Raw genomic sequence first — 24,721 nt, 5'->3', positions numbered from 1 at the left:
TAGACTTGACCTTTGGCACCTTTGGCACTCACGCGTCGGGGGCAAGCCGCGCGCCAAGACCACCGGAAGCACGGGAAGAGATGTCCGCACCCAATAAGTCGTACGACCCTGTTGAGGTCGAGGCCCTGAAACCGGAAGAGATCGAACGCATGACGAGCGAGGCGCTCGCCGCGTTCGCCGCCGCGACCGACCTCGACGAGCTCGCCCACGCGAAGACCGCCCACACCGGCGGCACCTCGCCCCTCGCGCTCGCCAACCGGGAGATCGGTGCCCTGCCCCCGCACGCCAAGGCGGACGCCGGCAAGCGCGTCGGCCAGGCCCGCGGCCGCGTGAACCAGGCCCTCAAGGCCCGCCAGGAAGAGCTGGAGGCCGAGCGGGACGCCCGCGTGCTGGTCGAGGAGGCGGTGGACGTCACGCTGCCGTACGACCGCGTGCAGGCCGGCGCCCGGCACCCGCTCACCACCCTCTCGGAGCGCATCGAGGACATCTTCGTGGCCATGGGCTACGCGGTGGCCGAGGGCCCCGAGGTGGAGTCGGAGTGGCTGAACTTCGACGCGCTGAACATCGCCCCGGACCACCCGGCCCGCACGATGCAGGACACCTTCTTCGTCGAGTCGGCCGCCGACGGCGACGAGAAGCAGACCGGTGTGGTGCTGCGCACGCACACCTCGCCGGTGCAGATCCGCTCGATGCTGGACCGCGAGCCCCCGCTGTACGTGATCTGTCCGGGCCGCGTCTACCGCACCGACGAGCTGGACGCCACGCACACCCCGGTCTTCAACCAGGTCGAGCTGCTCGCCATCGACGAGGGCCTGACCATGGCCGACCTCAAGGGCACGCTGGACCACATGGTGCAGGCGCTCTTCGGTGAGGGCATGGAGACCCGGCTGCGCCCGAACTACTTCCCGTTCACCGAGCCGTCCGCCGAGATGGACATGGTGTGCTACGTGTGCCGCGGCGCGTCCGTGGGCAATCCGGACGCGCCCTGCCGCACCTGCTCCAGCGAGGGCTGGATCGAGCTGGGCGGCTGCGGCATGGTCAACCCGCGGGTGCTGACCGCCTGCGGCGTCGACCCGGAGAAGTACAGCGGATTCGCCTTCGGGTTCGGCATCGAGCGGATGCTGATGTTCCGCCACAACGTCGAGGACATGCGAGACATGGTCGAGGGTGACGTGCGCTTCACCCGGCCTTTCGGGATGGAGATCTGATGCGGGTCCCGCTTTCTTGGCTGCGGGAGTACGTCGACCTGCCGGCCGGTGAGTCCGGTCGTGACGTGCAGACCAAGCTGATTGCCTCCGGTCTGGAGGTGGAGACCGTCGAGCAGCTGGGCGCCGGCATCGAGGGTCCGCTGGTCGTCGGCCAGGTGCTGACGATCGAGGAGCTGGAGGGCTTCAAGAAGCCGATCCGCTTCTGCACGGTCGACGTCGGCCAGGCCAACGGCACCGGTGAGCCGCAGGAGATCGTCTGCGGCGCGCGCAACTTCGCCGTCGGCGACAAGGTCGTCGTGGTCCTCCCGGGCGCCACGCTGCCCGGCGGCTTCAAGATCTCCGCGCGCAAGACGTACGGCAAGAAGTCGCACGGCATGATCTGCTCCGGCGACGAGCTGGGCATGGGCGACGACGGCAGCGGCGGCATCATCGTGCTGCCGCCGGAGTACGAGGTCGGCACCGACGCGATCGAGCTGCTGCAACTGGTCGACGAGGTGCTGGACATCGCCGTCACCCCGGACCGCGGCTACTGCCTGTCCATGCGCGGCGTCGCCCGCGAGACCGCCACCGCGTACGGCCTGCCGCTGCGCGACCCGGCGCTGCTGGACGTGCCGCCGCCGAACAGCTACGGCTACCCGGTCAAGGTCACCGACCCGATCGGCTGCGACCGCTTCACCGCCCGTACGGTCGTGGGCCTCCAGCCCGAGGCCCGCTCGCCGATCTGGCTGCAGCGCCGCCTGCAGAAGGCCGGCATGCGGCCGATCTCGCTCGCCGTCGACGTCACCAACTACGTGATGCTCGAGCTGGGCCAGCCGCTGCACGCCTACGACCGCTCCCTCATCGAGGGCCCGATCGGGGTCCGCCGCGCCGAGCCCGGCGAGAAGATCACGACGCTGGACGGGACGAAGCGCGTCCTGGACGCCGAGGACCTGGTCATCACGGACAGCCGCGGGCCGATCGGCCTGGCGGGCGTCATGGGCGGTGCCAACACCGAGATCGCCGACCACGCGGAGGGTGCGGGCACCACCGAGGTCGTCATCGAGGCCGCGCACTTCAACGCGCTGACCATCGCGCGCACGGCCCGCCGCCACAAGCTGTCCTCCGAGGCGTCCAAGCGCTTCGAGCGCGGCGTCGACCCCGAGGCCGCGTCCGCCGCGGCCCAGCGGACCGTCGACCTGCTCGTGCTGCTCGCGGGCGGCACCGCCGAGGCCGGCGTGACGGAGATCATCGCGCCCAGCGGGCCGCACACGATCACCATCCCGGCGGACCACCCGGACAAGGTCGCGGGCGTGACGTACGGCCGCGAGACCGTCGTCCGCCGCCTCCAGCAGGTCGGCTGCGACGTGTACGGCCAGGACGAGCTGATGGTCACGGTGCCGTCGTGGCGCCCGGACCTCACCGACCCGAACGACCTCGCCGAAGAGGTCATCCGGCTGGAGGGCTACGAGAACCTGCCCTCCACGCTGCCGACGCCGCCCGCGGGCACCGGCCTGACCGAGCGGCAGCGGCTGCACCGCCGGGTCGGCCGCGCGCTGGCCGGCGCCGGGTACGTCGAGGCGCTGAACTACCCGTTCATCGGCGAGGCGGTCCTGGACCACCTCGGCATCGAGGCGGACGACCCGCGCCGCCGCACGGTGAAGCTGGTCAACCCGCTCTCGGACGAGGAGCCCTCGCTCCGTACGACGCTGCTGCCGGGCCTGCTGTCCGCGCTGCGCCGCAACGACGGCCGGGGCACGCACGACCTGGCGCTCTTCGAGACCGGCCTGGTCTTCCGGCCGACCGGTGACGAGAAGCCGGCCGCCCGGCTGCCCGTCGACCGCCGCCCGACCGACGCGGAGATCGCCGCGCTGAACGCCGCGCTGCCCGAGCAGCCGCGCCGCGCCGCCGTGGTCCTCGCGGGCGCCCGCGAGCAGGCCGGCTGGTGGGGCAAGGGCCGCCCGGCGACCTGGGCCGACGCCGTCGAGGCGGGCCGCCTGGTGGCCCGTGAGGCCGGTGTCGAGCTGATCGTCCGCCAGGACCAGCAGGCGCCCTGGCACCCGGGCCGCTGCGCCGCGCTGCTCGCGGTCGTCGAGGGCGAGGAGGTGCTCGTCGGCAACGCCGGTGAGCTGCACCCGCGCGTCATCAAGGCGCTCGGCCTGCCGGAGCGGACCGCCGCCATGGAGATCGACCTGGACCGCCTGGAGCGGGCCGGTGCGGGCGTGGTGCCCGCGCCGCGGATCTCGACCTTCCCGGTCGCGACCCAGGACGTCGCGCTGATCGTGGACTCGGCGGTCCCCGCGGCGGACGTCGAGGCCGCCCTGCGCTCCGGCGCGGGCGAACTCCTCGAATCCCTGCGGCTGTTCGACGTCTTCACCGGCGAGCAGGTCGGCGAGGGCAAGAAGTCCCTGGCGTACGCGCTGCGCTTCCGCGCGGCCGACCGCACGCTGACCGCCGACGAGGCGTCCGCCGCCCGTGACGCGGCGGTCGCGGCGGCCGTCGAGCGGACCGGCGCGAGCCTGCGCGCGTAACGACGCGGCACCGCAAGGGCGGTGGCTCGACCTCGGTCGAGCCACCGCCCTCGTGTTTTCCTGGCTGCTTTCAGGCCGCGGAGGCGTCAACTCCGTATGTCACTCGATGGGGTGAGATGGCGGCGGTGGGCGGCAGGCGCACCACCGCGCATCGACAGAATCGATCACGCCGTGGAGCATTTATGCGTCGGCACCCGACCACGCGAGGGTACGGCCGAGGGAGACCATCCGGATGAACCGCACATGGGCGTGGCGCCCGCTGCCGCCCGTGGCGGGAGAAACGTCCGGCGGTTTCGCCCGCCGGCTCTTCGTCCTCGTCCTCCCCGGCATCTGGGTGGCCGCGATCCTCGCCTGGGAACTGGCCGGTACCGGCCACGCCCAGCCGCTCCAACTGCTCGCGGCGGCACCGGCGATCGCCTGCGCCGGCACCGGCCGCCGGGAGTGCGTCGTGCTCGGCGGCCTGTGCGCGCTGCTCGCCCTCGTGCCGCTCGGCGCCGCCGGCCAGGACACCGCTCCCGCGACCCGGCTGGGCACCTGCGCCGCCATCCTCGTCGTGGTCGCGGCCAGCTATCTGACGGCGGGGCGGCGGGCGCGGCTGCTCCGGGAGCTCGCGCGAACCCGGGACGTGGCCGAGGCGGCGCAGCGGCTCGTGCTGCGCCCGCTCCCGGAGCGGATCGGCTCCGTCCGGGTCGCCGCCGGGCACCTGTCGGCGGGTGAGGGCGCGCTCATCGGCGGCGACCTGTACGACGCGGTGGCGACGCGGTACGGCCTGCGGGTCGTCATCGGCGATGTGCGCGGCCACGGACTGGCGGCCGTCGGCACGGTCTCCGCCATGCTCGGCTGCTTCCGCGAGGCCGCGCACGACGAGCCGGAGCTGTCCGGGGTGTTACGCCGCCTGGACCGCGCGCTGGCCCGGCACCTGGCAGAGCGGTCCTGGGCTTCGGACGCCGAAGACGCGGGAACGGCGGAGGAGTTCGTCACCGTACTGCTGCTCCAACTGGGCCAGGGCGGCGAGTACACCGCCCTCAACTGCGGTCACCCCTGGCCGTATCGGTTCAGCAGCGGTACGGCAGCCCCGCTCTCCGACACCGAACCGCTGCCCCCGCTGGGCCTGTTCCCCCTGCCCGCCCACCTCCAGCCCCTGCACGGGCGCCCGTTGGGGCAGGACGAGGGGCTGCTGTGCTACACGGACGGCGCCGAGGACGCCCGCGACGCGCACGGGGCGTTCTTCCCGCTCCACACGGAACTGCTCACCTGCCTCTCCGGCGCGGCCCCGCCCGCGCCTCGCGTCCTCGTCGCCGCCGTCCGCGACCGGATCGCCCGGCACGCGGGCGGCCGGCTCACCGACGACGTGGCCCTGCTGGCCCTCGCGCACGCCGCAGGGGCCCGGTAACGTTCACACCCCGTGTGAACTTCCCCTGATTACGCTGATGATGAGGCGAAGCGCGCCCGCGACGGGCGAGGGCGCGGATCAGGAGGGGGCCATGGAGCCCAACACCCTGCTCGATGCGATCCTGGACGAGGCGGGCATCTCGCACGCCGGGCTGGCCGCGCACATCAACCAGCTCGGCCGCCGGCGCGGCCTGTCCCTGCGGTACGAACACACCGCCGTGGCCCGCTGGCTGAAGGGCCAGCGGCCGCGCGGCCAGGTCCCCGACCTGATCTGCGAGATCCTCAGCGACCGGCTGCACCGCCCGGTCGGCCTGGACGACATCGGGCTGAGCCGGCCCGGCACCCGCCGCGCCGCCGACACCCCGCTCTCCGGCTTCGTCGAGCGCGCCACGGCGCTGTGGCGCTCCGACGAGCAGCAGCGCCCGCACGTCCTCAGCGCGCCCGCGCTGACCGGGACGTCGGCGGTCATGCCCGTATGGGAGTGGGAGAACCCACCGGAGGACTCCGACGTCTCGCGGAGCGGCCTGACCCGGGTGTCCATGGCCGACATCGAGATGCTGCGCTCGGCGCGCACGCACTACGAGCAGATGTACCGCAAGGCCGGCGGCGTCGCGACCAGAGCGCGCATCGTCGGCTTCCTCAACACCGAGGCGGCGCCGCTGCTGCGCGGCAGCTACACCGACGCCACGGGGCGTCAGCTGCACCGCGCCACCGGCGGCCTGGTGGCCGTCGCCGGCATCTGCGCGTACGACTCGGACGCCTTCGGGCTCGCGCAGCGCTACTTCCACCAGGCGCTGCGGCTGGCCAAGGCGAGCGGCGACCGGGGGCTCGGCGCGTACATCATCGCGCTGCTGGTGAACCAGTCGCTGTTCACCCGCGAGTACCGCCAGGCGGTGGCCTTCGCCGAGGCGGCGCTGCGCGCCGCGGGCCCGCACATCACCGCGGCGCTGGCCGCCGATCTGTACGCGATGCAGGCGAAGGCGTACGCGCGGCTGGGCGACGGCGCCGGCGCGCTGTCCTGCATCCGCCGTGCCGAGGCCGCGGCGGAGCGGATCCGGCCGGGCCTGGAGCCGGACGAGACCGGCTACGTCCAGCCGGGCCTGGTCAACGTACAGGTGGCGGAGGCGCTGCTCAGCCTGGGCGACCTGCGGGCCGCACAGGAACAGGCCACCGCCGCCGTCGACACCCCCGCGCACGACCGCGGCAGGGTGCACCGGCTCGCCATGCTCGCGCACATCGAGCTGAGACAGGGAGAGGCCGAAAAGGCCGTGGCCAGCGCGACGCAAATGGCGGAACAGGCACGGGGCATGGAGTCGCAGCGGTTACGGGACCGCCTGCGGGCGGTACGCGAGCTCCTTGCCGGCACCGGAAGCAGCGCCACCGACGCCGCGGCCGACTTGATCGATGAGGCGCTGCGCGTTCCGCTCTGACGGATGGCTCGTGTCCACGTGCCATCTCTTCGGCGGAAGGTGGCAGGCACGTGCGATGGAAAAATCTCATGGAGCAGACCGTGTACGAGAACCGCTGGTTCCGGGTCAACCTCGCTGACGTGGAACTCCCGGACGGGCGGCACCTCGACCACTACCTGATCCGTATGCGGGCCGTAGCGGTGGCGACGGTGGTCAACGAGGCGAACGAGGTGCTGCTGCTGTGGCGGCACCGTTTCATCACCGACACCTGGGGCTGGGAGCTGGCCGCCGGGGTGGTCGAGGACGGCGAGGACGTCGCCGTCGCGGCCGCCCGCGAGATGGAGGAGGAGACCGGCTGGCGGCCCGGCACCCTCCAGCACCTGATGTCCGTGGAGCCGTCCAACGGCCTCACGGACGCCGTGCACCACATCTACTGGACCGACCGGGCCGAGTACGTCGGCCATCCCGAGGACGACTTCGAGTCCGACCGCCGGGAGTGGGTACCGCTCAAGCTCGTGCCGGACATGGTGGCGCGGGGTGAGGTGCCGGCCGCCAACATGGCGGCGGCGCTGCTGATGCTGCACCACCTCCGTTTGGGCTGACCCCCGGCCGGGCGCGCCCGTCAGGGTCCTGGGCGGGCGCCGCCCGGCGCCGGTCGGTTCCGGTGGCGACGGTCACCGGTCAGTTCTGGTGGCGCGGGGCACCGGTCAGTTCGTCAGCACCTGCCACACGGCCACCGCCAGGGCCGCGAGCCCGGTGAGCGCGGCGACGGACGGCAGTGGCCACCGTCCGTGTTCGATGCGCGTGAGCCTGCTGGCGAGCTCCTCCGCGTCCCGCTCGTAACTCTCGGTGCGCTGCGCGAGCAGGGCGAGCTGGCCGTCGACGCGTGCGGTGCGCACGTCGCAGCAGCGCCGCAGCTCCGCCACATCGGTCGCGACCAGTTCGGTATCAGGGTGGGCGGTCACTGTCCGCTCCTCATTCCTCTCGGAAACTCGGTGTTTTTCGTACTACAGACAGTGAACTGCTTTGTGGGGAAAGGCGGGAGAGTGTGCGGGAGGAATATGCGTGTCAACGCCGCACACCCCGTGTGAATTGAGTGCGGTCGCTGTCGCGGCGGGGTGTGCGCGGACTTCACACGGGGTGCGAACCGCGCACCCGAACCGGGCCGTTTCACACGGTGCCGACCAAGGCGGCCGAGGAGTTGACTCAGCAGGGCCACGGGGGCGACAGCCGGCGGAACGGGCGCCCGCCGGCGGTGTCCGACCGCCGTCTTTCCCCCCGAGCGGCGGCGGACGGCCGGACGGCCCACGCCTTCAGATGCCGTCCGGCGCCCCCGTGGATCAGGCGCTCAGCCCGGGCGAAAGCCCGAGCCGGGCGCTCAGCTCGGGCACAAGCCCAAGCCCGGCGCTCAGTACGGGTAGAAGCCCGAGCCCGTCTTGCGGCCCAGTCGGCCCGCGTCGACCATCCGCTGCAGCAGCGGGGGAGCGGCGTACAGCGGCTCCTTGAACTCCTCGTACATCGAGGCCGCGACCGAGGCGACGGTGTCCAGGCCGATCAGGTCGGCCAGCTTCAGCGGACCCATCGGGTGGGCGCAGCCCAGCTCCATGCCGTTGTCGATGTCCTCGCGGTTCGCCGTGCCCTGCTCGAACATCCGGATCGCGGAGAGCAGGTAGGGGATCAGCAGCGCGTTGACGACGAAGCCGGAGCGGTCCTGGGCGCGGATGGCGTGCTTGCCCAGGTGGTCGTGGACCAGCGCCTCGGCGCGCTTGATGGTCTCCTCGCCGGTGGTGAGCGCCGGGATGATCTCGACCAGCTTCTGCACCGGTGCCGGGTTGAAGAAGTGGATGCCGATGACCTGCTCCGGGCGGGAGGTCGCGACGGCGAGCTTCACCAGCGGGATGGAGGAGGTGTTGGAGGCCAGGATCGCGTCGGGTCGCGTGACGACCTGGTCGAGCACCTGGAAGATCTCGGTCTTGACCTGCTCGTTCTCCACGACCGCCTCGATGACGAGGTCGCGGTCTGCGAATTCGCCGAGGTCGGTGGTGAAGCTGAGCCGGTCGAGCGTCGCGTCGCGCTCCGCGCTGGTGATCTTGCCGCGCTCGGCCGCCTTGCCGAGGGAATTGGTCAGGCGGGTGCGGCCGATTTCCAGGGCCTCGCCGGTGGTCTCGGCGACCATGACCTCCAGGCCGGCCCGCGCGCATACCTCGGCGATGCCGGCGCCCATCTGGCCGCAGCCGACCACTCCGACGCGTTCGATGTCGGTCACATCGTGCCTTTCGCTGATCTTCGGGACCGGCGGGGGCCGTAAGGGTGCGACGCCCGCCTCGGCCCCGACGTTACTCCGCGCGCTGGTGCGCACGGGCGGGCGGGGCGGGCATTCTGAGCGTGGAGAGCCGGACGCACCGGACGGAAGGGGTGGTGGTATGCGACGAATAGGGAGAATCACCCGGAGAGGTGCCACGCGGAGAGGTTTCACGGTGGCGGCGCTCGGGGCGGCGTCCTCGCTGCTGTGGACGCCGGGCGCGGCGGCGAGCACCCCGGGCGGGGCCGGGGACCCCGTCGAAAGCGCAGGTCACGGTCAGGGGAGGGGCGACGCGGCCGGACGCCGGCCGGAGTTCCGGGGGATGTGGCTGGCGACCGTGGCCAACCGCGACTGGCCCTCCAAGCCGGGCCTGACCGCCGCCCAGCAGCAGGCCGAGCTGGTGGCCTACCTCGACAAGGCGGCCGCGGCCCGGCTGAACGCGGTGATCTTCCAGGTGCGCCCCACCGCCGACGCGCTGTGGCCCTCCCCGTACGAGCCGTGGTCGCAGTACCTCACCGGCGTCCAGGGCCGCGACCCCGGCTGGGACCCGCTGGACTTCGCCGTCCGCGAGGCCCACGCGCGCGACCTGGAGCTGCACGCGTGGTTCAACCCGTACCGCGTCGCCAACCACACCGATCCCACCAAGCTCGTCCCCACCCACCCCGCCCGGCTCCACCCGGACTGGGTGCTGCCCTACGGCGGCAAGCTCTACTACAACCCCGGCCTGCCGGAGGTCCGCGCATTCGTCCTCGACGCGATCATGGACGCGGTGCGCCGCTACCCCGTGGACGGCGTCCACTTCGACGACTACTTCTACCCCTATCCGGTCGCGGGCCAGGTCTTCGACGACGACGCGGCGTACGAGGAGTACGGGGACGGCTTCCCGGACCGGGCGAGCTGGCGCCGCGACAACATCGACCAGCTGGTGCGCGAGCTGGGGGAGCGGGTCCGCACCACCCGGCGCACGGCCCGCTTCGGCGTCAGCCCGTTCGGGGTCTGGCGCAATCAGGCCACCGACCCGACGGGCTCCGACACCCGAGCGGGCGTACAGACGTATGACGATCTGTACGCCGACACCCGGAAGTGGGTCCGCGAGGAGTGGCTGGACTACGTCGTCCCGCAGGTCTACTGGAACATCGGCTTCGCCGCCGCCGACTACGCCAAGCTCGTGCCCTGGTGGGCCCGGACCGTGGACGGCACCCGCGTGCACCTCTACATCGGCGAGGCGCTCTACAAGGCCGGCGACCCGGCCCAGCCGGCCCCCTGGCAGAACCCGAAAGAGCTCTCCCGCCATCTCACCTTCGACGCCGGCTACCGGCAGGTGCGCGGCAACGTCTACTTCTCCGCCAAGGAGGTGGCCACGGACCGTACGGGGGCGATGGCGCGGGTGGTGGCCGACCACTATCCGTCACGGGTGCGGCCGCCGCGCTGACCGGACCGGACCCGGTCGGCCCGGCGGCCGGTACGCCGATGGCCGATCGCAGGCGGCGCCCGGAACGGCCGCCGGGCCTAAACTGGCCGTAAGGGCGCGCGGCTCCCCCCAGCGGCACGGCTCAGCGCCCGCGACGACTGCGTGCCGGCGTGTCCGGGCGCATCCCGACCATCCGGACGGAGGTCATCTCTGATGGAGGCCCAGAAAGGCGACCGGTTGCTGATGCACGGCAGGATCGTCGGCCAGCACGACCGGGTCGCCGAGGTCGTCGAAGTACTCGGGGAACGTGGGACCCCGCCGTACCGCGTCCGCTTCCAGGACGGCCACGAAACGATCATGTCCCCAGGCCCCGACACCGTCGTACAGCACGAGAAGATGGCGGACGGCTGACAGCGACCGACAGCGACTGACAGGGACCGATAGCGACTGAGCGAAGGGCCCGGCGGGAGGCCGCCGGGCTCTGCGCATGTCCCCGCGGCGCCGGAAATGCGCTCGACGGTCCGGTGGCCGTGTGCCAGGCTCCGGCCATGATCGAGGGCTATGTCATCTCCACCGATCCCGCGCGCCTGGACCGCGATCTGGTCCACCACTGGCTGGCCACGGACGCGTACTGGGCGCTGGGCCGGTCCCGTGAGAAGCAGGACCGGGCATTCGCCGGTTCGCTGAACTTCGGGGTGTACGAGACGGCTTCGGGCCGCCAGGTCGGGTACGCCCGGGTGGTCACCGACCACGCCACCTTCGCCTGGCTCTGCGACGTCTACATCGACCGCGCCGCGCGCGGCAAGGGGCTGGGCGGCGCGCTGGCCGCCGCCGTCCGCGACCACCTGGCGCCCAGCGGGCTGCGCCGGATCATGCTCGCCACGGAGGACGCGCACGGCGTCTATGAGCGCGTCGGCTTCCGGCGGGTCGCGGACACGGGGATGTGGATGACGCTCGGGGCGCCGGAAGGGGCGCAGCCCGCGGCATCCGGCCCGCCCGCGGCCTCCGGCCGGTCCGCCTCCTCCGGAGAGCCCGCTCGCGGGGCGGAACATCACGCTCCGGCCGCCAATGCCGAACATGCCCCGTAAATATGTGACTTCAGGGGTTCCCGGCGGCGAGAGCGCTCTTACCATCACCGAATGACTGTTCGCCTCACGCTGGTCGCCGCCGGGCGCAGCTCCTCGTTACTCGAAGCGCGCTTCGACGACGACCGGCCGCTGGACGCGATGGGGTGGCACGAGGTCGAGCGGGCGGCGCCGGCGCTGAACCCGCTGGCCGCCGCCGAGCTCCGCTACTGCTCGCCCTCGGCCCGCAGCCGCGAGACCGGCGAGCTGCTCGGCCTCACCCCACTGGTGCAGCCCGCGCTGCGCGACTGCGACATGGGCCGGTGGCGCGGGCGCACCCTGCGCGACGTGGCGGCCGCCGAGCCGCAGGCCGTGGACGCCTGGCTGGCCGACCCGCGCACGGCCCCGCACGGCGGCGAGTCCCTGCTCTCGTTCATCATCCGGGTCGGCAACTGGCTCGACACCCGCCCGGTCGGCGACGGCGGCAGCGCCCTCGCCGTCGCCGACCCGGGCGTGATCCGCGCCGCCCTCATCTACGCACTGAAGGTCCCGCCGCACGCCTACTGGCGCCTCGACGTCCTCCCGCTCTCCGTCACGGCCCTCCACGGCCACCCGGGCTCCTGGACCCTCGTCCTGTCGTCCTGAGCCCTGTCACCCTGAGAGCCCTGTCGCCCTGCGAGCCGGTGTCCGGCCTCAGAGCGTGACGTCGACCGCGAGCGGTGCCGGTCCGGGGCGTTCTTCGGTACGCGTGATCCGTCCCGCCGCGCGGACATCCGCGGCGACCAGGGCGAACGCCTCCAGCGCCGGGGCCGGCCCGGTGATCACCGCGCCCGCCGCCGCCGTCCGCATGGACACCTTGGCCGCGGACTTCGCCCGGCGGACCGCCGTGAGGACCTCCGTCGCCGTGTCGAGCAGCGCGGGGTCCGCGCCGTCCGCGAGCGCGCGCAGCGGACCGGCTTCCGGCCAGGACGCGCGGTGCACCGAGCCGGCGGCCCACCACGACCAGACCTCCTCCGTGACGAACGGCAGCACCGGCGCGAAGAGGCGCAGGAGGGCGTCCAGCGCGAGGGTGAGCGCGGCCCGGGCCGAGGCCGCCCCGGCGCCCGCGTCGCCCTGGAAACCGTCCGCCGTCCCGTACGCCCGGTCCTTCACCAGCTCCAGGTAGTCGTCGCAGAAACGCCAGAAGAACCGTTCGGTGTGGTCCAGGGCGCGGGAGTAGTCGAAGTCCTCGAAGGCGTCGGTGGCTTCCCCGACCGTGGTGGCCAGGGCGGCGAGCAGCGCCCGGTCCAGCGGCTCGGTGACCGGCTTGCCCTCCGGGACCGGCGGGAACGCCAGCACGAACCGGCTCGCGTTGAGGATTTTGGTGGCCAGCCGGCGGCCGATCTTCATCTGCCCGGTGTCGAACGCGGTGTCCGTACCGGGGCGCCCGCTCGCCGCCCAGTACCGCACCGCGTCGGAGCCGTGCCGCGCCAGCAGGTCCAGCGGGGTGACCGTGTTCCCCTTCGACTTCGACATCTTCTTGCGGTCCGGGTCGAGGATCCAGCCGGAGATCGTGGCGTGCCGCCAGGGCAGCGTGCCGTGCTCGGCGTGCGCGCGGACGACGGTGGAGAACAGCCAGGTACGGATGATCTCGTGCGCCTGCGGCCGGACGTCCATCGGGAAGACCCGCTCGAAGAGGTCCGGGTCGGCGGGCCAGCCGGCCGCGATCTGCGGGGTGAGGGAGGAGGTCGCCCAGGTGTCCATGACGTCCGGGTCGCCGGTGAAGCCGCCCGGAGCGCCGCGCTGCGCCTCCGTGTACCCGGGCGGCGCCTCGGCGCTCGGGTCGACGGGCAGCGCCGCGGTGTCCGGGACGATGGGCTTGTCGTAGTCCGGCGCGCCCGTGCCGTCCAGCGGGTACCAGACGGGAATCGGCACGCCGAAGAACCGCTGCCGGCTGATCAGCCAGTCGCCGTTCAGGCCGCCGACCCAGTTCTCGTACCGGACGCGCATCCGGTCCGGGTGCCAGTGCAGCTCCGCGCCGCGCCGCAGCAGTTCCTCGCGCAGCTCCCGGTCGCGGCCGCCGTTGCGGAGGTACCACTGGCGGGTGGTGACGATCTCCAGCGGCTTGTCGCCCTTCTCGTAGAACTTCACGGGGTGGCTGACTGGACGCGGCTCGCCGATCAGCTCGCCGCTCTCGCGCAGCATGGCGACGACGCGCTCGCGGGCGGTGAAGGCGGTGGCCCCGGCCAGTTCCGCGTACGCCGCCCGGGCCCGCTCGCTCTCCAGCGCGGTCGGCGGTTCCGCGGCGAAGCGGCCGTCCCAGCCGATGACCGGGCGGGTCGGCAGCGCCAGTTCGCGCCACCACGTCACGTCCGTGGTGTCGCCGAAGGTGCAGATCATGGCGGCGCCGGTGCCCTTCTCCGGGTCGGCGAGCCGGTGCGCGAGGACGGGCACCTCGACTCCGAAGAGCGGGGTGCGCACGGTCTTCCCGAACAGCTCCTGATAGCGCGCGTCGTCCGGATGCGCGACGACCGCGACACAGGCGGGCAGCAGCTCGGGACGCGTGGTCTCGACGAGGAGCGGGGCGCCGGCGGCCTCGCCCGTACCGGCGAACGCCAGCCGGTGGTACGCGGCGGGCCGCTCCCGGTCCTCCAGTTCGGCCTGGGCGACCGCCGTGCGGAACGTGACGTCCCACAGCGTGGGCGCCTCGGCGAGGTACGCCTCGCCGCGCGCGAGGTTCCGGAGGAAGGCGTACTGGGAGACCCTCCGCGCCGTGTCCCCGATCGTGCGATACGTCCGCGTCCAGTCGACCGACAGGCCCAGGCGCCGCCACAGCTCCTCGAAAGCCTGCTCGTCGACGGCGGTCAGCCGCTCGCACAGCTCGATGAAGTTCCGCCGGGAAATGGGGAGTTGACGCTTGCCGGGCTTCTCGGGCGGGGTGAAGTCCGGGTCGTACGGCAGCGACGGGTCGCACCGCACCCCGAAGTGATTCTGCACCCGCCGCTCGGTCGGCAGCCCGTTGTCGTCCCACCCCATCGGGTAGAAGACCTCCCGGCCGCGCATCCGCTGGTAGCGGGCGACCGCGTCGGTGTGCGTGTACGAGAAGACGTGGCCGATGTGGAGCGAGCCGCTGACCGTGGGCGGCGGGGTGTCGATCGAGAAGACCCGGCCGCGCTCGGCGGACCGGTCGAATGCATAGACACCCGACTCCTCCCAGCGGGAGGACCACTTCTCTTCCAGCCCGTCGAGGACGGGCCGCTCGGGGATGCCGCGCGGATGCGGCGGGCGCTCGGGGAGCTGAGGGGGCGTCATGCGGGTCCATGCTAGTGACGGCCCCGCGCCCGCCGCCCGGCATTTTCCGCCCCCTCCTGGCACTCAGCCCAGCTGCCGCACCGGCGTCCCCGCCACGAACGCCGCGATGTCCTCCACCGCCTGCTGGAAGTACCCCTCGTAATTGCGCCGCGTCACATAGCCCAGATGCGGCGTGGCCAGCAGATTGGGCAGCGACCTGTATGGATGGTCGGCCGGCAGCGGCTCCTGGTCGAACACGTCGACCCCCGCGCCCGCGATCCACCCGCCGCGCAGTGCCTCCGCGAGCGCGTCCTGGTCGACGATCGCGGCCCGCGAGGTGTTGACGAGGTACGCCGTAGGCCGCATCCGCCGCAGTTCCGCGGCGCCGAGCAGCCCCCGCGTCCGCTCCCCGAGCACCAGGTGCACGGAGACGAAGTCGCTGCTCTCCAGCAGCTCCTCCTTCGTGTGCAGGCGCCGGACGCCCGCCGCGGCGGCCCGCTCGTCCGTGAGGTGCTGACTCCAGGCGACCACGTCCATCCCGAACGCCTGGCCGACGGCTGCCACTCGCGTACCGGTCTTCCCCAGCCCCAGCAGACCGAGCCGCCGTCCGTGGAGGTCGGCGCCCACCGTGCTCTGCCACGGTCCGCCCTCCCGCAGCGCGGTGTTCTCCTGGACGAGGCCGCGGGCCAGGCCGAGCAGCAGCGCCCAGGTCAGCTCGACCGGCGGCTCCGTGTTGCTGGCCGTACCGCACACGGTCACGCCGTGCCGGGCCGCCGCTTCCAGGTCGATCGCGGCGTTGCGCATACCGGAGGTGATCAGCAGCCGCAGCCGGGGCAGCCGCGCGAACAGCTCCTCGGGGAACGGGGTGCGCTCCCGCATCGCGACGAGGATCTCGCAGTCCCCGACGGCCTCCACCAGCCGTTCCCGGTCGCCGATGTACTCCCGTACCACCCGTACGTCGACGTCCTCGGCCACCGCGCTCCAGTCCGCCATGGACAGCGCGACGCCCTGGTAGTCGTCGAGCACCGCACACCGCAGTCCCATCCCGCCCCCGCCATGTCGATCTTGCTTTTGGTTGTGTGGAGACTCTACAACATCTCGTCGTGGGACTCCGTTGATCACGCCACCTGTTGCTCCGTAATTCACTTGGCAGAGTTGCTGATGAGTCGACGGCTCGCCCCGTCCTTGGGCCCATCGGCCGCACGGGGAGTTGTATCTCTACTACAAAGGAGACTCGCCCATGAGCATGAACACCGACAACGTCGTGGTCACCGGCCTGGGCGCCACCACGCCGCTCGGCGGGGACGCCGCGTCGACCTGGAGCGCGCTGCTGGCCGGGCAGTCCGGCATCGGCCCGCTGGAGGAGGAGTGGGCGGCCGCGCTGCCCGGCCGGATCGCGGGCCGGCTCGCCGTCGAACCGACCGAGGTACTGGACCGGGTGCAGGCCCGCCGCATGGACCGCTGCGAACAGGTCGCGCTCGTCGCGGCGCGCGAGGCGTGGGCCGACGCGGGCACGCCCGAGGTCGACCCGGAGCGGCTGGCCGTGGTGATCGGCACGGGCACCGGCGGCGCGCTCACCATGCTGGGCCAGGACGACGTGCTGGAGGCGTCCGGTGTGCGCCGGGTGTCGCCGCACACCGTCCCCATGCTGATGGCGAACGGCCCGGCCGCCTGGGTCAGCATCGAACTCGGCGCCCGCGGCGGCGCCCACACCCCCGTCAGCGCCTGCGCGTCCGGGGCCGAGGCGATCGCGATGGGCCTGGACCTGATCCGGCTCGGCCGCGCCGACGTGGTCGTCGCGGGCGGCGCCGAGGCGTGCGTCTGCGCGCTGACGATGGCGGGATTCGCGCAGGCCAAGGCCCACTCGACGCGCAACGACGAGCCGCAGCGGGCGTCCCGCCCCTTCGACGTGGACCGGGACGGCTTCGTCATCGGCGAGGGCGCGGCCGTGGTGGTGCTGGAACGCGCGGAGTTCGCCGCCGCCCGGGCGGCCCGCGCCCACGCCACCCTCGCGGGGGCCGGCGTCACCTCCGACGCCTTCCACATCACGGCCGCGCACCCGGAGGGCCAGGTCCGGGCCATGCGCCGGGCGCTGGCCGCCGCCGGGCTCAGCCCGCAGGACATCGGGCTCGTGCACGCCCACGCGACCTCCACGCCCAAGGGCGACCTCGCCGAGGCGCAGTCGGTCACCGAGGCCATCGGCACCCACCCGGCCGTCACCGCGACCAAGTCGATGACCGGCCACCTCTTCGGCGCGGCGGGCTCCCTCGGCGCGCTCGCGACGATCCTGGCGGTACGCGACGGCGTCGTGCCCGCCACCGCGAACCTCGAGACGCTCGACCCGGAGGTGAAGCTCGACGTCGTCACCGGCGCCCCGCGCCGGACCGCCGTCCCGGCCGCCCTCACCAACTCCTTCGGCTTCGGCGGCCACAACGCGTCGCTGGTCTTCACCCCGGCGCCCTGATCCCCGCCCCGGACCGGCGCGGCGGCGGAGCCGCGCCGCGCCCGTAATCTCCGTGGCCTCCGGGGCCCCCATCACCAAGAATGGCGGCCATGACGACCCGCACCCCCACGACCTCCGCCTCCTCCCTCTCCTGGCGCACCCGTCCCGAGGCGCCCGGTGACACCGCCGCCGTCCGGGAGGTCAACCTCGCCGCGTTCCCCCTCGCCGAGGAGGCCGATCTCGTCGACGCGCTGCGCGCCGACCGGGACGCGTGGCTCGACGGCCTGTCGTGGGTGGCCGAGGCCCCGGACGGCACGGTGACCGCGTACGCGCTGCTCAGCCGCTGCCACATCGGCGGGCAGCCCGCCCTGGCGCTCGGCCCGTGCGCGGTGCTGCCCGCGTACCAGCGCCGCGGGGCCGGATCGGCGGCCATCCGCGCGGCCCTCGACGCCGCCCGGGGCCGGGGCGAGCGCCTCGTAGTGGTACTCGGCCACCCCACCTACTACCCCCGCTTCGGCTTCCGCCCGGCCTCCCGCTGGAACATCAGCGCCCCCATGGAGGTCCCCGACGAGGCGCTGATGGCCCTCCCCCTGGACGCACCCGACACGGAACCCGCACGTCCGGTCCCGGCGGGGGTGATCCAGTACGCGGCGGCTTTCGGTCTCTGAGGGAGCCGGCGCTGCGCCGGCACGACCGTGGCCGCCGTCCCGCGGACGTCTCCGGGCTGCGGACCACCGCGGGCCGGGCGATCGCCTCCCGGATCCCGCAACAGAGGCGGCGGGAAGCGCCGGCCGCCGAGCCGCGTTCACCGATGAGCGGCCAGCACTGCCGCGAGGCCCTCTCGCAGGTCCTTGACGAATACTTCGGGAACCTCCAGCGCCGCGAAATGTCCCCCGACTTCGGGCGTCCCCCATCGGACGATCTGCCGGTACCGCTGCTCTGCCCAGGGGCGCGGACACTTCTCGACGTCGCGGGGATAGGCGGTGATCGCCGACGGGACGTCGACCCGGAGTTCGGGGTCCAGCGAGTTGTGGCTTTCGTAGTAAATGCGGGCCGCCGATGCGCCGGTCCGCGTCAGCCAGTACAGGGTCACGTTGTCCAGAACGCGGTCCCTGGAAATCCTCTCGAACGGGCTGTCTTCGGTGTCCGACCACTCGGCGAACTTGTCGAGGATCCAGGCGAGAAGCCCGACCGGCGAGTCGACGAGCGAGTAGCCGATGGTCTGCGGCCGGGTCGCCTGCTGTTTCGCGTACGCCGCGCGGTGGCGCCAGAAATCGCGGGTCTCCTCGGCCCACTCGCGCTCGGCCGCCGTCAGCCCGTCCGTCGTCAGCCCGGGCGGCCCCTCCGCGAAGGTGGTGTGGATGCCGAGAACGTGCGCCGGGAACCTGCCGCCGAGGACCGTGGTGATATTGCCTCCCCAGTCACCGCCGTGGGCTGCGAACCTGCTGTAGCCGAGCCGTCCCATCAGCTCCACCCAGGCGGCCGCGATCTTTTCGGTTCCCCACCCGGTGGTGGCCGGCCTGTCGCTGTAACCAAAGCCCGGCAGCGACGGAACCACGACGTGGAACGCCGGCGCGTCCGCGTCTTCCGGATCGGCCAGCTCGTCCACCACATCGACGAACCGGGCGATGCTGTCCGGCCACCCGTGCGTCAGGATCAGCGGAGTGGCATCCGCGCGCGCGGACCGGCGGTGCAGGAAGTGGATTCCCAGCCCGTCGATGGTCGTACGGAACTGACCGATGCCGTTGAGCCGCTCTTCGAAGGCCCGCCAGTTGTACCCGGTGCGCCAGTAGTTCACGACATCGACGAGGTCGGCGAGCGGAACGCCCTGCTCCCAACGGCGGGGGCCGGGCGCGGCGCGCTGGACCGTCTCGGCCTCCGGAAGCCGAGCCGCGGCCAGCCGCGCGCGCAGATCGTCGAGGTCGGCGTCGGTCGCGTGGGCTTCACACGCTTGCACGTCGCTGGTCGGACGGGGCATGAGACCTCCTCGCCATCGTGGAACCGGCTACGACCCATCGCGAACCGGCTAAGACGGTTCTAGCAGCCCTCCGAGCCACGCGGCAACCGGCTAAGGTGGTTCCATGCGTGCCGCGTTCCCTGATTTCCGCCTCGGTAATGTGCTGGCGACCAGCTTCACGGGGACGCTGTCGGAGCGTCATGGCGACGCTGTGGAGCGCATTCCCACGCCGCACCGATTCGCCGACTGGCTGGCGGTGAACGGCCTCGCCGTGGATTCCTGCACCCCTGCCCAGCTCGACCGCGCCCGGGAGCTGAGGGAGGCGATTCACGCCGCCGCGACAGCGGCCGCGCTCCAGGACGCTCTGCCCGCGGCTGCTGTCCGAGTCATCAATGACTGCAGCGCTCAGGGCCGGGCCGCGGCGGTCCTGACGCCCGACGGCAAGCGGCGATGGCAGCTCGGCTCGGCTTCCTGCGTGGCAGACGCCCTCGGTGTGATCGCCGCCGACGCGATCAGCATCATCGCGGGCGAACGGGACGGAAAGCTGGCCTTGTGCGCATCACCGACCTGCCGAGCCGCCTTCTTCGACACCAGTCGGAACCGCACCCGCAAATGGTGTGACATGAACACCTGCGGAAATCGCCAGAAGAAGGCACGCTTCCACGCCAGCCGGCGTAAAACCCCCGGATCGGCGGAGTAGCCGTTACCTCGGTGCATCCGAGCGGGCTCTCGGGGTGGACCGGGAGGGTGTGACCTCCGCATACCGCGTTGCATAAAAGTGCTGCCGTCCGTATAGTCATGCCATCGATGAGGAGGGTTCGATGACTGTACGAGCGGCGGTGGCCGGGGCCAGTGGGTACGCGGGCGGGGAAGTCCTGCGTCTCCTGCTGGCGCACCCCGAGGTCGAGATCGGGGCGCTGACCGGGAACTCCAACGCGGGACAGCGTCTCGGCGCGCTCCAGCCGCACCTGCTGCCGCTGGCGGACCGGGTGCTGGAGCCGACCACCACCGAGGTGCTGGCCGGGCACGACGTCGTCTTTCTCGCGCTGCCGCACGGGCAGTCCGCCGCCGTGGCGGAGGAGCTCGGGCCGGACGTGCTGGTCGTGGACTGCGGCGCCGACTTCCGGCTGAAGGACGCGGGGGACTGGGAGAAGTTCTACGGCTCCCCGCACGCCGGCACCTGGCCGTACGGGCTTCCCGAGCTTCCCGGGGCGCGCGCCGCGCTGGAGGGGTCCAAGCGCATCGCCGTCCCGGGCTGTTACCCGACCGCCGTCTCGCTCGCGCTGTTCCCGGCGTACGCGGCGGGGCTGGCCGAGCCGGAGGCCGTGATCGTCGCGGCGTCCGGCACCTCGGGCGCGGGCAAGGCGGCCAAGCCGCACCTGCTCGGCTCCGAGGTCATGGGGTCGATGAGCCCGTACGGCGTCGGCGGCGTGCACCGGCACACCCCCGAGATGATCCAGAACCTGAGCGCCGCGGCCGGCGAGCCCGTCAGCGTCTCCTTCACGCCGACGCTCGCGCCCATGCCGCGCGGCATCCTCGCGACCTGCACGGCCAAGGCGAAGCCGGGGCTGACGGGGGAGGACCTGCGGGCCGCGTACGAGAAGGCGTTCGGCGACGAGCCCTTCGTACAGCTGCTGCCCGAGGGCCAGTGGCCGGCCACCGCGGCCGTCTACGGGTCGAACGCGGTGCACGTCCAGGTCGCGTACGACGCGGCCGCCGGGCGGATCATCGTGATCTGCGCGATCGACAACCTCGCGAAGGGTACGGCCGGTGGCGCCGTACAGAGCATGAACATCGCCCTCGGGCTCCCCGAGGACACGGGACTTTCCACGATCGGAGTCGCGCCGTGACGGTTACGGCAGCCAAGGGATTCACGGCGGCGGGCATCGCCGCCGGGATCAAGGAGAACGGGAACGCGGACCTCGCCCTCGTGGTGAACACCGGTCCGCGACTGGCCGCCGCCGGCGTCTTCACCGCCAACCGCGTCAAGGCGGCGCCGGTCCTGTGGTCCCAGCAGGTGCTCAAGGCCGGGCAGGTCAGCGCCGTCGTGCTGAACTCCGGCGGGGCGAACGCCTGCACCGGGCCGAAGGGCTTCCAGGACACCCACGCGACCGCCGAGAAGGTCGCCGAGGTGCTGGGCCAGAACGCCGGCGAGGTCGCGGTCTGCTCGACCGGGCTGATCGGCGAGCTGCTGCCGATGGACAAGGTGCTGAGCGGCGTCGAGAAGGCGGCCGGTGAGCTGAGCCCGCACGGCGGCGAGAAGGCCGCCATCGCGATCAAGACCACCGACAGCGTGCACAAGACCGCGGTCACGGAGAAGAACGGCTGGGTCGTCGGCGGCATGGCCAAGGGTGCGGGCATGCTCGCGCCGGGGCTGGCCACCATGCTCGTCGTGCTGACCACGGATGCCGATGTCCCGGCCGAGGAGCTGGACACGGCGCTGCGGGCCGCGACCCGTACGACCTTCGACCGGGTCGACTCCGACGGCTGTATGTCGACCAACGACACCGTGCTGCTACTCGCCTCGGGCGCCTCCGGCGTGACCCCGGACGCGGCGGAGTTCGCCGCGGCCGTCACCGAGGTCTGCGACGACCTCGCACGGCAGCTCATCGGCGACGCCGAGGGTGCCAGTAAGGACATCCGCATCGAGGTGATCAACGCGGCGAGCGAGGACGACGCCGTCGAGGTGGGCCGGTCCATCGCCCGGAACAACCTCCTGAAGTGCGCCATTCATGGTGAGGACCCGAACTGGGGCCGGGTGCTCTCGGCGATCGGTACGACCTCCGCCGCCTTCGAGCCCGACCAGCTGAACGTCGCGATCAACGGCGTGTGGGTCTGCAAGAACGGCTCGGTGGGGGAGGACCGCGACCTGGTCGACATGCGGTACCGGGAGGTCCGGATCACCGCCGACCTCGCCGCCGGTGCCGAGTCCGCGGTCATCTGGGCCAACGACCTCACCGCCGACTACGTCCACGAGAACAGCGCGTACTCCTCATGAGCGAACCGACCACCGCACGCAAGCACACCGCGCTGCCCAAGGCCCGGATCCTCATCGAGGCGCTGCCCTGGCTCACCCGGCACCACGGCAAGACCGTCGTCATCAAGTTCGGCGGCAACGCCATGATCGACGATGAGCTGAAGGCCGCCTTCGCGCAGGACGTCGTGTTCCTGCGGCACGCCGGGCTCCGCCCGGTCGTCGTGCACGGCGGCGGCCCGCAGATCAGCAAGCAGCTCGCCACTCTTGGCATCGAGTCCGAGTTCAAGGCCGGACTGCGGGTCACCACGCCCGAGGCCATGGACGTCGTACGGATGGTGCTGGCCGGGCAGGTCCAGCGGGAGCTGGTCGGGCTGCTCAACCAGCACGGGCCGCTCGCCGTCGGCATGACCGGCGAGGACGCCCACCTGATGACCGCCACCAAGCACTACGCGGACATCGACGGCGAGCGGGTGGACATCGGCCGGGTCGGCGAGATCTCCGCCATCGACCCGGGAGCCGTCCAGGCCCTGCTGGACGACGGCCGCATCCCGGTGATCTCCTCGATCGCCCGGAGCGCGGACGACGGACACGTGTACAACGTGAACGCCGACACCGCCGCCGCGGCCCTCGCCGCCGCGCTGAACGCCGAGACCCTGATGGTCCTCACCGACGTCGAGGGCCTCTACGAGGACTGGCCCAACAGCGACGAGGTCATCTCCCGGCTCACCGCCAAGCAGCTGGAGAAGCTGCTGCCGGATCTCGCGAGCGGCATGGTGCCCAAGATGCAGGGCTGCCTGCACGCCGTACGGAACGGAGTGCACAACGCCCGGGTGATCGACGGGCGGGTCCAGCACTCGATCCTGCTGGAGATCTTCACGGACGAAGGCATCGGCACGATGGTCGTGCCGGATGCGGACGAGGACGACGAGGGGGCGGCATGACGAACGGCGTGAGCAACAAGGGCCTCACGGAGCGCTGGCAGGGCGCCATGATGGACAACTTCGGCACGCCCCGCGTCCCGCTGGTACGCGGCGAGGGCGCCAAGGTCTGGGACGCCGACGGCAACGAGTACCTCGACTTCCTCGGCGGCATCGCGGTCAACGCGCTCGGCCACGCCCACCCGGCCGTCGTCCGCGCCGTCTCCGACCAGGTCGCCACCCTCGGCCACGTCTCCAACTTCTTCGTCACCGAGCCGACCGTCGCGCTCGCCGAGCGGCTGCTGCGGATCGCCGGCGGCCGCCCGGGCCGGGTGTACTTCTCCAACTCCGGCGCCGAGGCCAACGAGGCCGCCTTCAAGATCGGCCGGCTGACCGGCCGCACCCACATCGTCTCCACCGTCGGCGGCTTCCACGGCCGGACCATGGGCTCCCTCGCGCTGACGGGCCAGCCCGCCAAGCAGGACCCGTTCCGGCCGCTGCCCGGCGACGTGACGTACGTACCGTACGGCGACACCGAGGCGCTGCGCGCGGCCGTCACCGACGAGACCGCGTTCGTGATCCTGGAGCCGCTGCAGGGCGAGAACGGCGTCATCGTGCCGCCCGCCGGGTACCTCCAGGCAGCGCGCGAGATCACCCACGCCACCGGCACCCTGCTCGTCCTGGACGAGATCCAGACCGGCATCGGCCGGACCGGGCACTGGCTGGAGGCACAGGCCCAGGGCGTCGAGGCGGACATCGTCACGCTCGCCAAGGGGCTGGGCGGCGGACTGCCGATCGGCGCGACCCTCGCGTACGGGAAGGCCGCCGAGCTGCTCACGCCCGGCGCGCACGGCTCCACCTTCAGCGGAAACCCGGTCGTCTGCGCCGCCGCGCTGGCCGTCCTGGACACCATCGAGGCGGACGGGCTGCTCGACCACGTGAAGCGGGCCGGGGAGCGGCTGCGGGACGGGATCGGGGCGCTGGAGCACCCGCTTGTCGGCTCGGTCCGCGGCGCCGGCCTGCTGCTGGGTATCGTCTTGACGGGGCCGCACGCGCCGAAGGTGCAGCAGGCCGCTCAGGACGCTGGTCTCCTGGTGAACGCCTGCGTGCCGGACGTGGTCCGGCTCGCGCCGCCGCTGATCGTCTCGGACGCTGAGGTGGAGGTGTTCCTCCAGAAGCTGCCCGGTGTCCTCGACGCGGCCCAGGAGGCGGCCGACGGGGAACGACGATCCGGAGACTGAGCAGAACGATGACCGAGGCGCAGGACAACGATTCGCTGCACGGCCCTGCCGTACCGCAGACACGGACCGCCCGGCACCGCCGGATCGTGGACATCCTCAACCGCGAGCCGGTCAGGTCCCAGAGCCAGCTGGCCAAGCTGCTGGCCGACGACGGGCTGAGCGTCACCCAGGCGACGCTCTCCCGGGACCTGGACGAGCTGGGCGCGGTGAAGATCCGCAACACCAACGGCGAGCTGATCTACGCGGTACCGAGCGAGGGCGGCTTCCGCACCCCGAAGGCGCCGCTGGGCGAGTCCGCCAAGGAGGAGCGGATGCGCCGCCTCTCCAGCGAGCTGCTGATCTCGGCCGAGGCGTCGGCGAACCTGGTGGTGCTGCGTACGCCGCCCGGCGCGGCGCAGTTCCTGGCCTCGGCCATCGACCAGGCCGAGCTGCACGTCATCCTCGGCACCATCGCCGGTGACGACACGCTGCTGCTGATCAGCCGCGACCCGGACGGCGGCCAGGCGCTCGCCGACCACCTGCTGCGGCTGGCACAGCGCAACGGCTGACCCCGGTACGGACGGGCCCCGCTTCCCCTGGGGGAGGCGGGGCCCGTGCGCTTTACGGCAAGAGGGCGGCTTTAC

General features: G+C 72.4%; 21 protein-coding genes and 1 pseudogene. 17 read left to right on the top strand and 5 right to left on the bottom strand.

What is annotated here, in order from left to right; translation table 11 throughout:
* Positions 1 to 80 precede the first annotated feature (80 nt).
* The 5 genes from pheS (at position 81) to ACIGXO_RS28080 (ending at position 7,118) form a co-directional block, all read left to right on the top strand.
* Positions 81 to 1,208: a phenylalanine--tRNA ligase subunit alpha gene (pheS, locus tag ACIGXO_RS28100; RefSeq protein WP_399792333.1), complete on the top strand. Its 1,128-nt coding sequence runs from the start codon at positions 81 to 83 to the stop codon at positions 1,206 to 1,208.
* Complete coding sequence (pheT, locus tag ACIGXO_RS28095) at positions 1,208 to 3,715, top strand: phenylalanine--tRNA ligase subunit beta (RefSeq protein ID WP_399792331.1); 2,508 nt, start codon at positions 1,208 to 1,210, stop codon at positions 3,713 to 3,715. Before pheS ends, pheT begins: the two co-directional genes overlap by 1 nt.
* Before the next feature lie 232 nt (positions 3,716 to 3,947).
* Positions 3,948 to 5,108, top strand: coding sequence for a PP2C family protein-serine/threonine phosphatase (locus tag ACIGXO_RS28090; RefSeq protein WP_399792329.1), 1,161 nt, complete (start codon positions 3,948 to 3,950; stop codon positions 5,106 to 5,108).
* Between the two features lie 91 nt (positions 5,109 to 5,199).
* Complete coding sequence (locus tag ACIGXO_RS28085) at positions 5,200 to 6,537, top strand: transcriptional regulator (RefSeq protein ID WP_399792327.1); 1,338 nt, start codon at positions 5,200 to 5,202, stop codon at positions 6,535 to 6,537.
* Between the two features lie 68 nt (positions 6,538 to 6,605).
* The gene (locus ACIGXO_RS28080; RefSeq protein ID WP_399792325.1) at positions 6,606 to 7,118 is read left to right on the top strand and encodes an NUDIX hydrolase; all 513 of its coding nucleotides are present in this window, start codon (positions 6,606 to 6,608) and stop codon (positions 7,116 to 7,118) included.
* Between the two features lie 105 nt (positions 7,119 to 7,223).
* On the opposite strand, the gene ACIGXO_RS28075 is transcribed toward ACIGXO_RS28080, so the two are convergent.
* A complete protein-coding gene (locus ACIGXO_RS28075; protein WP_399792323.1) occupies positions 7,224 to 7,481 on the bottom strand; it encodes a hypothetical protein in 258 nt (85 codons plus the stop codon).
* A 443-nt stretch (positions 7,482 to 7,924) separates the two neighbouring features.
* Positions 7,925 to 8,782 carry a 3-hydroxybutyryl-CoA dehydrogenase gene (locus ACIGXO_RS28070; protein WP_399792321.1) on the bottom strand — a complete coding sequence of 286 codons (858 nt, stop codon included), beginning with the start codon at positions 8,780 to 8,782 and terminating at the stop codon, positions 7,925 to 7,927.
* Between the two features lie 157 nt (positions 8,783 to 8,939).
* Between ACIGXO_RS28070 and ACIGXO_RS28065 the strand changes: the two genes are divergently transcribed.
* The 4 genes and pseudogenes from ACIGXO_RS28065 to ACIGXO_RS28050 all read left to right on the top strand — a co-directional run bounded on the left by ACIGXO_RS28065 (position 8,940) and on the right by ACIGXO_RS28050 (position 11,938).
* The gene (locus ACIGXO_RS28065; RefSeq protein WP_399792319.1) at positions 8,940 to 10,250 is read left to right on the top strand and encodes a glycoside hydrolase family 10 protein; all 1,311 of its coding nucleotides are present in this window, start codon (positions 8,940 to 8,942) and stop codon (positions 10,248 to 10,250) included.
* Between the two features lie 192 nt (positions 10,251 to 10,442).
* Entirely contained in the window at positions 10,443 to 10,640 is a 198-nt protein-coding gene (locus ACIGXO_RS28060) for a DUF1918 domain-containing protein (RefSeq protein ID WP_399792317.1), read from the top strand.
* Between the two features lie 137 nt (positions 10,641 to 10,777).
* Positions 10,778 to 11,188 (top strand): annotated as a pseudogene (locus ACIGXO_RS28055) (GNAT family N-acetyltransferase); the annotation flags it as partial.
* Between the two features lie 180 nt (positions 11,189 to 11,368).
* Positions 11,369 to 11,938 (top strand): histidine phosphatase family protein, encoded by a 570-nt coding sequence (locus ACIGXO_RS28050; RefSeq protein ID WP_399792315.1) that lies wholly within the window; start codon positions 11,369 to 11,371, stop codon positions 11,936 to 11,938.
* Between the two features lie 48 nt (positions 11,939 to 11,986).
* Here ACIGXO_RS28050 and valS read toward each other — a convergent pair whose 3' ends face one another.
* Complete coding sequence (gene valS / locus ACIGXO_RS28045) at positions 11,987 to 14,584, bottom strand: valine--tRNA ligase (RefSeq protein WP_399792313.1); 2,598 nt, start codon at positions 14,582 to 14,584, stop codon at positions 11,987 to 11,989.
* 63 nt (positions 14,585 to 14,647) lie between these two features.
* The gene (locus ACIGXO_RS28040) at positions 14,648 to 15,607 is read right to left on the bottom strand and encodes a D-2-hydroxyacid dehydrogenase family protein (protein WP_399792311.1); all 960 of its coding nucleotides are present in this window, start codon (positions 15,605 to 15,607) and stop codon (positions 14,648 to 14,650) included.
* 196 nt (positions 15,608 to 15,803) lie between these two features.
* Here ACIGXO_RS28040 and ACIGXO_RS28035 point away from each other — a divergent pair, with 196 nt between their 5' ends.
* Together ACIGXO_RS28035 and ACIGXO_RS28030 are read left to right on the top strand one after the other, a co-directional pair.
* Complete coding sequence (locus ACIGXO_RS28035; RefSeq protein WP_399792309.1) at positions 15,804 to 17,027, top strand: beta-ketoacyl-[acyl-carrier-protein] synthase family protein; 1,224 nt, start codon at positions 15,804 to 15,806, stop codon at positions 17,025 to 17,027.
* An 89-nt stretch (positions 17,028 to 17,116) separates the two neighbouring features.
* Positions 17,117 to 17,674 carry a GNAT family N-acetyltransferase gene (locus ACIGXO_RS28030; RefSeq protein ID WP_399792307.1) on the top strand — a complete coding sequence of 186 codons (558 nt, stop codon included), beginning with the start codon at positions 17,117 to 17,119 and terminating at the stop codon, positions 17,672 to 17,674.
* 137 nt (positions 17,675 to 17,811) lie between these two features.
* Here the strand turns inward: ACIGXO_RS28030 and ACIGXO_RS28025 are convergent, their stop codons facing one another.
* Positions 17,812 to 18,984: an epoxide hydrolase gene (locus ACIGXO_RS28025; protein ID WP_399792305.1), complete on the bottom strand. Its 1,173-nt coding sequence runs from the start codon at positions 18,982 to 18,984 to the stop codon at positions 17,812 to 17,814.
* 103 nt (positions 18,985 to 19,087) lie between these two features.
* Between ACIGXO_RS28025 and ACIGXO_RS28020 the strand changes: the two genes are divergently transcribed.
* From ACIGXO_RS28020 to ACIGXO_RS27995, 6 genes are all read left to right on the top strand, one after another.
* Complete coding sequence (locus ACIGXO_RS28020) at positions 19,088 to 19,663, top strand: CGNR zinc finger domain-containing protein (protein ID WP_399792303.1); 576 nt, start codon at positions 19,088 to 19,090, stop codon at positions 19,661 to 19,663.
* A gap of 121 nt (positions 19,664 to 19,784) precedes the next feature.
* A complete protein-coding gene (gene argC / locus ACIGXO_RS28015) occupies positions 19,785 to 20,813 on the top strand; it encodes an N-acetyl-gamma-glutamyl-phosphate reductase (RefSeq protein WP_399792301.1) in 1,029 nt (342 codons plus the stop codon).
* Positions 20,810 to 21,961 carry a bifunctional glutamate N-acetyltransferase/amino-acid acetyltransferase ArgJ gene (gene argJ / locus ACIGXO_RS28010; RefSeq protein WP_399792299.1) on the top strand — a complete coding sequence of 384 codons (1,152 nt, stop codon included), beginning with the start codon at positions 20,810 to 20,812 and terminating at the stop codon, positions 21,959 to 21,961. Before argC ends, argJ begins: the two co-directional genes overlap by 4 nt.
* Positions 21,958 to 22,881, top strand: a complete 924-nt coding sequence (gene argB / locus ACIGXO_RS28005; protein WP_399792297.1) for an acetylglutamate kinase — start codon at positions 21,958 to 21,960, stop codon at positions 22,879 to 22,881. Before argJ ends, argB begins: the two co-directional genes overlap by 4 nt.
* Entirely contained in the window at positions 22,878 to 24,098 is a 1,221-nt protein-coding gene (locus tag ACIGXO_RS28000) for an acetylornithine transaminase (protein WP_399792295.1), read from the top strand. Before argB ends, ACIGXO_RS28000 begins: the two co-directional genes overlap by 4 nt.
* Positions 24,099 to 24,106: 8 nt before the next feature.
* Positions 24,107 to 24,646: an arginine repressor gene (locus ACIGXO_RS27995; protein ID WP_223733759.1), complete on the top strand. Its 540-nt coding sequence runs from the start codon at positions 24,107 to 24,109 to the stop codon at positions 24,644 to 24,646.
* The last annotated feature ends 75 nt before the right edge of the window (positions 24,647 to 24,721 follow it).

Origin of the sequence: Streptomyces sp. NPDC053542 (assembly GCF_044544685.1) — a bacterium.
Taxonomy (GTDB): domain Bacteria; phylum Actinomycetota; class Actinomycetes; order Streptomycetales; family Streptomycetaceae; genus Streptomyces.
Note: the sequence above shows the minus strand (reverse complement) of the source record. Positions and strands in the feature narration are given on the sequence as shown.